6 protein-coding genes and 1 pseudogene are annotated in these 5,971 nt (G+C 71.6%); 5 read left to right on the top strand and 2 right to left on the bottom strand.

Annotated elements, in window-relative coordinates:
• Positions 1 to 216 precede the first annotated feature (216 nt).
• The 3 genes from D0D37_RS45290 to D0D37_RS45300 are packed head-to-tail and all read left to right on the top strand — an operon-like array spanning position 217 to position 2,164.
• Positions 217 to 498, top strand: a complete 282-nt coding sequence (locus D0D37_RS45290) for a hypothetical protein (RefSeq protein WP_208720564.1) — start codon at positions 217 to 219, stop codon at positions 496 to 498.
• An 11-nt stretch (positions 499 to 509) separates the two neighbouring features.
• The gene (locus D0D37_RS45295) at positions 510 to 950 is read left to right on the top strand and encodes a hypothetical protein (protein WP_116206732.1); all 441 of its coding nucleotides are present in this window, start codon (positions 510 to 512) and stop codon (positions 948 to 950) included.
• Positions 951 to 964: 14 nt separating this feature from the next.
• The gene (locus D0D37_RS45300) at positions 965 to 2,164 is read left to right on the top strand and encodes a hypothetical protein (protein WP_116206733.1); all 1,200 of its coding nucleotides are present in this window, start codon (positions 965 to 967) and stop codon (positions 2,162 to 2,164) included.
• 42 nt (positions 2,165 to 2,206) lie between these two features.
• On the opposite strand, the gene D0D37_RS45305 is transcribed toward D0D37_RS45300, so the two are convergent.
• Positions 2,207 to 3,457, bottom strand: a complete 1,251-nt coding sequence (locus D0D37_RS45305; RefSeq protein WP_244223909.1) for a sensor histidine kinase — start codon at positions 3,455 to 3,457, stop codon at positions 2,207 to 2,209.
• Complete coding sequence (locus tag D0D37_RS45310; RefSeq protein WP_208720565.1) at positions 3,454 to 4,128, bottom strand: response regulator transcription factor; 675 nt, start codon at positions 4,126 to 4,128, stop codon at positions 3,454 to 3,456. The genes D0D37_RS45305 and D0D37_RS45310 overlap by 4 nt, the downstream gene beginning before the upstream one ends.
• A 34-nt stretch (positions 4,129 to 4,162) precedes the next feature.
• On the opposite strand from D0D37_RS45310, the gene D0D37_RS45315 reads away from it, so the two are divergent.
• Positions 4,163 to 5,557, top strand: a complete 1,395-nt coding sequence (locus tag D0D37_RS45315; RefSeq protein WP_116206735.1) for a BTAD domain-containing putative transcriptional regulator — start codon at positions 4,163 to 4,165, stop codon at positions 5,555 to 5,557.
• Positions 5,557 to 5,971, top strand: a pseudogene (locus tag D0D37_RS45320) (right-handed parallel beta-helix repeat-containing protein); the annotation flags it as partial. The gene D0D37_RS45315 and the pseudogene D0D37_RS45320, both read left to right, overlap by 1 nt.

The following is a 5,971-nucleotide window of genomic DNA, read 5'->3' on the forward strand; positions in this document are numbered from 1 at the left end:
AAGAGAGCGGGGACCACAAGAGCTACGCAATTTCTATTCGGCGGCAGCGTCAGATGTGTAAAGGAGACAGCCCCGGCGGGGGCAGGCCCGGCGGGGGCAGGCGCGGGCGGGGCTGTTTCGCCGAACGCGGCGCAGGCCGGGCTTTCCGCCGGAGCCGCACCCGCCGGTACGGCGGCGGCCGGAAGCGGGAGCACCGGCAGCAGCGGCATGCCGCCGATGTATCCGCCGCAGTCGGGGGCCGGACGGGGAGGTTCCGGATCCGGCGGGATCCGGCCCGGGGCGGCGGAACGGGTCAATGCCGTGCGGTCGCGCAAGACCGACGGCAAGACCGGGGTCGTGCTGGCCGGGCGGGAAACCGAAGGCAAGCGCAAGAAACCGGCCGCGGCGAAGGCTCCGAAGAAACCGCCGCCGCCGGTCGAGCAGGCGCCCGCCGAAGTGCTCGACGAAGAGTTGTGGCAGGTCGGCAGCGCCGGCCCGGAACGCAGTTACCGAACCTGAGGAGGGGAAAGATGTCCGACGCATCCTTCATCAAGGGGGACCCCGAGGCGATGGCGGTGTTCTCCGCGCAGACCAAGGCCCCGGTGCCGCCCGCGTCGCTGGCCAGGCTGGGGGAGCCGGTCAGCCCGCTGGGCACGGTCGAGGGAATCCTGATGGCCGTGCTGGACAAGGCCGCGACCGGCGTGGTCGGCGCGTACATCGGCAACACCAGCGAGGACATGACGACCATTTCGGCGAAGGTGAAGGCCGCCGCCGCGCAGTACAAGGCGACCGACCTGATCAACAGCATCGACCTGGCGACGTCCACGCTGAAGGTGGCCGACAAGGGAATCGGGGTGCTGAAGCAGTTCTCGGGCGCCGGGAAGACGCCGAGCACGGGTACCGGCACTGGTACCGGCACCGGTACCGGCGGCGCCTCGCCCGAGCATCCGTCCGCCCCGGAATCCGTCTGAAGAGGAGTTGACCGGTGATTCCCTACAACGTGCTGCTTCCCGATTTCCACAAGGCGATGATCAACGCCGAACAGGCGCACATCCCGGCGCTGCGCTCCGCCGCGACGATGTGGTCGGAGGTGCATGCCTGGAGCCAGACCGCCGCCGCCGAACTGCGGCGCAACGCGGGCACGGTGACCTTGGCCGGCTGGCAGGACAAGGCCGCGGATTCGTTCGAAGCCAAGGTGGGCCGGTCGATCGCCGACCTGACGACGTGGAGCGACCGGATCGCCGCGTCGCAGGTCTCTGCCCAGCTCAACGCGCTGGCGGACACCCTGCCGGTGACGCAAGGCCTGGTCGAAGGCTTCTACGCCGAATACGCGGCCACCCGAATGAACCCGCTCACGTGGGAATTGGCTTTGCAGGCCTGGCAAAGCTCCGCGACGGTGATGAACGAACTGGGCGCCCAGTACGACGGCGCGATGCTCGCCGTGTGCGGGGCGGCGGGCGTGACGAACCCGGCGGACCTGATCCCGAACTTCAATATTTCCTCGGCGGACGCGGTGAAAACGGCGGACGCGGCGGTGAACCTGCTGACCGAAGTGCAAAGCCTCGCCCAGGCAGCGGGAATCGGCAGCGGCTCGGGCAGTTCCCCGGACCTGTCGAAGCTCACGAGCGGCCTGCCCGGAGCCGTCGGCGGCAACGGTCACGGACTTAGCCTGGACCCGAAGGATTGGACGTCGGGCCAAGGCATTTCGCTCGCCGGACTGGGTCCGGGCTCGCTGTCGCCGGGCGACCTGGGCGGCGCGCTCGGCGGAATGCCGTCCGCAGCCGGTTCCGCGCCAGTGGCCTCCGGGCTGCCCTTCGGCGCGCTCGGCGCCGCTGGCGCTGGCCTCGGTGCGATGCCCGCCGTGCGTTCCACAGCGGCGAAACGAAGCAGCGTGGAACCCGAGGGCGCGGCGAACAGTTCGGCCCGAGGCGGTGCGGGCGGAATGGTGCCGCCGATGACGCCGCACGGCACGGGCGCCGGAACCGCCGGAACCCTGCGTCCCGGCAGCGCGGAGAACACGGACGGCCACTCAGCCAACGGACGCCGCCGTTCCACCGCCAACGACGGCGTGACGGTCGCACTTCGGGGCCGGGCCAACGCCGCGCCGGATGGATTCGCCGCGCGGCCCAACCGGTTCGGCGAATCGGGAACGGGCACTGTGGAGCTGATCAACACCGCGGACTAGCGCTGAGCCGTGACGGCCGGATCGACCTTCTCGGTCCGGCCGTCACGCCGCCTGCGGAAAGCGCAGCTCGAAGATCGCTCCACCCTCGTCCGCGTTGTACACCGACAACACGCCGCCATGAGCCTGCGCGACCCACCGGACAATCGACAGCCCCAGCCCGGACGACCCGCCCGTGCTGCTGAACCGGTCGAACGCGTCCGCGGCTGTCGACGGGTCGATGCCGGGGCCGTGGTCGGCCACGGTGACCGTGCCGCCGTAAACCGTGATGTGCACGATCGCTTCCGCCCCTGGCTGCCTGCCGTAGCGGACCGCGTTGTCCAGCAGGTTGCCGACCGCGCGGCGGATCAGGGTCGGGTCGGCGTTCACCTTCGTCGGGGCCGCGGTCACGGTCACCTGCGCGCCTCCGGTGTGCGCGCTCTCGGCGATGTCGGTGACCAGCTGATCGAGCCACACCGGTTGCAGGTTCAGCTGTTCGACGCCCGCCGCGAGCCGGGCCCGGACCAGCAGGCTGTCGATGATGCTGCCCATGTCCGACGCCAGCTGCACCGTTCTCGGCAGCAGCGCGGCACGCTGATCCGGGTTCGCCTGGGCGGTTTCGGCCAGCGCGCGCAGGGCGGCGACCGGGCTGCGCAGGTCGTGCGCGGTCTCGGCGAGCAGCACTTCCTGTTCCTGCAAAGCCGCCGCGGCGGGCCGGATCGACCGGCCGGACAGCAGGTGTCCGGCGAAGCCGAGCACGGCGATCAGCAGGACGCAGCCGCCGACCACCAGCAGCACGAACCGCGTGTGCGCCGACTGTGTGTCGGTCAGGTCGGCGGACGCGACGACGGCCCCGAGATACTTCCCCGACGGGTTCAGCAACGGCTGCGCGCGCACCAGTACCGACCGGCCGTCCGTGCTCTGCTGGTAGCCCTCGACGAGGCCGCCGGTGTGGATCGCGTCGGCGGCGAGCCCGTTGAGCACGCCGGTGTCCATCGGCACGCACGTGCGGCCGGAGAGATGCGGCCGGAAGGTCTGCGCGCCGCCGGGCAGGATCGCGAACTGGGGACAGGCGTTGTTCAGCTCGTCGCTGTTGACGAGCGCGAAGCTGACCACGCCGCCGTCGTAGCCGACCTGCCTGCTGACCGCGGACGTGACGCGGTCGAGGCTCGAGGTGACCTCGGCGGTCCCGCGGTCGGCGTCCTCGTTGACGACGATCCAGGCGAGCACGACCAGCCCGATCGCGTTCATCGTGGTGAACAGCGCGGTGAGGACCCAGCGCAGCCTGCGCAGCCGGTCGGCGGCGGAGCCGTTCACCGAGCGCCGAACCGGTAGCCGAGACCGCGCACGGCGTGGATCAGCTCCGGTTCCCGCAGCTTCCGCCGCAGCCGCTTCACCACCGCGTCGACCGGATTGGACTTGTCGCCCATCTCCTCGGGAGCCGCCGCCCAGCAGTGTTCGAGCAGTTCGGCCCGGCTCACCGCCTGCCCGGACCGGACGAGCAGGTATTCGAGCACGGCGAACTCCTTGTTCGACAGGGTGAGCAGCACGTCGGCCCTGCGGACCTCGCGCCGCGCGCAGTCCACCACGAGGTCGTCGTGGCGGAGCACCGAGGGCCGGTCGGAGCCGCTGCGCGAGCACAGGTTCAGCACCCGCTGGGTCAGCTCGGCCATCGCGAACGGTTTGACCAGGTAGTCGTCCGCACCGTGCTCGAATCCGGCGACGCGGTCGGCGGGCGAATCGCGCGCGGTGAGGAACAGCACGGGCGTGTGCCAGCCCTGGCGGCGGAGCGCGTCGACGTAGCCGAGAGAATCGCCGTCGGGCAGCATCCGGTCGAACACCGCGCAGGCGTATCCGCGCGCGCCCAGCGCTCTTCCGGCTTCGGCGAGGTCGCCGCAGACGTGCACGCCGAGTCCGGCCGCGCTCAGCTGCGCGGCGACCGCGACCCGCATGTTCTCGTCGTCCTCGACGACCATCACCGTTGTCATCCAAACCTCAGGTGTCCCGATGGAAAGTTAGCGCATGCAGTTTCAACTACTCGGTCCGCTCGAGGCGCGCCCGTCGAGCGGCACCCGCATCGAGCTGAGGGCGACGAAGCCGGGCGCGCTGCTGGCGTTGTTGCTCCTGCACGCTAACGCCTGGGTCCGGGTCGATCAGCTGATCGCCGGAATCTGGCATGAACAGGCCGCGCCGGCGTCCGCGCTGCGCAACCTGCGCAGCTACGTGTGGCAGCTGCGGCAGAGCGTGGGGGAGCGGCTGGAAAGCCGGCCGGGCGGCTACCGGATCAAGGTGCTGCCGGGCGAGCTGGACACCGAACTGGTCGAAACGCTGGCGGAATCCGGTCGCGCGGCACTGGCCGACGCGGCGTACGAGACCGCGGCCGAGCGGCTGTCCGCGGCGCTGGGGCACTGGCGGGGAGAATCGTTCGAAGGCCTCGAATTCGACGGCGCGCGGGCGGCTGCGGCGAAATGGGAGGAACGGCGCGCCGAGCTTCAGTGTCTGCTCGCCGAGGCGTACCTCGCGTCGGACCGCGCGACGGACGCGATCACGTTGCTGCGCGAGGTCGCCGACCGCGATCCGCTCCGCGAAAGCGGCTGGGCGCGGCTCGTGCTGGCCCTACAGCAGGCCGGACGTCCGGCTGAGGCGCTGGCCGCGTTCGAGCACGCGCGGAAGCTGCTTGCCCGCGAACTCGGCTGGGAACCGGGACCGGAACTCGTTGCCGCGCAGCGGAAGGTGTTGCGGGAACGGCAGCCGGGCACGGGCGCGAAGCTGAGTCTGGTCGCGGGCAGCGGTTCCGGCCCGCGCCCGGCCGGGATCGACGGGCTGCTGGCGTCGGCCGCGAGCGAGGTGCTGATCATGTGCGCCACCGTCGGCCCGGGACCGGCGGACGCGGTGCGCCGGCTCGGCCAGGCCACGCTGCGGCCCGGCGTGCGCTATCGCGTGCTGTGCCCCGATTCGGCACGGCTGTCCGGTGCTCTCGGCGGCCTGGCGCTCGCGGGTGCGGACGTGCGTACCGTGGCTGACGTCCCGATGGACGCGCTGGTCGTCGACCGTTCGGCGGCGGTGCTGCCGGACGACCGGGCCGGGAGTTCGTCCGCGGCGGTGTTCCGGCTGCCCGGCGTCGTCGCCGCGACGGCCGGACTGTTCGACCGGATCTGGCCCGAGGCCGTGCCGCTGATCCCGACCGGCCTCGACGACCGGGACGGCGCCGCGGGGCTCACCCGCCGCGAACGCGATCTGCTGACCCTGCTGTGTTCCGGCAGCACCGACGAATCCGCCGCGGCCCGGCTGGACATCTCGGTGCGGACGGTCCGGCGGATGGTCGCCGACATCATGAACCGGCTCGGCGCGCGCAGCCGGTTCCAGGCCGGGGCGAAGGCCGCCGGGCGAGGCTGGCTGATGGCCGAGGCGGGCTGATGACGACGCCGAACGCACGACGGCTCCTGGTCGGCGACCGGCCCGGCGCGTACCCGACGATCGGCGACGCGCTCTCCGTCGCCCCGGACCACGCAGTGATCACCGTCGCCGAGGGCCGGTACCGCGAGGTGCTCGCCCTGTCCGGGCTGCGCGTGACGTTGACCGCGGAGGCCGGGGCGCAGGTGATCGTCGACGGTGCCGGAGCGGATCATCCGGTGCTGCACGCGGTCGGCGGATCCCTGACGCTGCAAGGGATCGAGCTGCACGCTGGTGAGGCGGCCGCGTTGGCCGCGGAGAATGTGGAACTGGTCGTGCGCCGCTGCTCGATCACCGGCGGACGCGGACCTGCGGTGCGGATCGAGGGGACGGCAGCGTTCGAATTGACGGGCTGCTCGCGCAAAGCTGTCGGGCAAG

This window comes from Amycolatopsis circi (genome assembly GCF_003385235.1).
GTDB classification, from domain to species: domain Bacteria; phylum Actinomycetota; class Actinomycetes; order Mycobacteriales; family Pseudonocardiaceae; genus Amycolatopsis; species Amycolatopsis circi.

What these genes read in the sequence shown, in the direction of transcription:
- D0D37_RS45290 (WP_208720564.1), top strand. Translation starts at nt 217, where the DNA reads ATGTATCCGCCGCAGTCGGGGGCCGGACGGGGAGGTTCCGGATCCGGC.
- D0D37_RS45295 (WP_116206732.1), top strand. Translation starts at nt 510, where the DNA reads ATGTCCGACGCATCCTTCATCAAGGGGGACCCCGAGGCGATGGCGGTG.
- D0D37_RS45310 (WP_208720565.1), bottom strand. Translation starts at nt 4,128, where the DNA reads ATGACAACGGTGATGGTCGTCGAGGACGACGAGAACATGCGGGTCGCG.
- D0D37_RS45315 (WP_116206735.1), top strand. Translation starts at nt 4,163, where the DNA reads ATGCAGTTTCAACTACTCGGTCCGCTCGAGGCGCGCCCGTCGAGCGGC.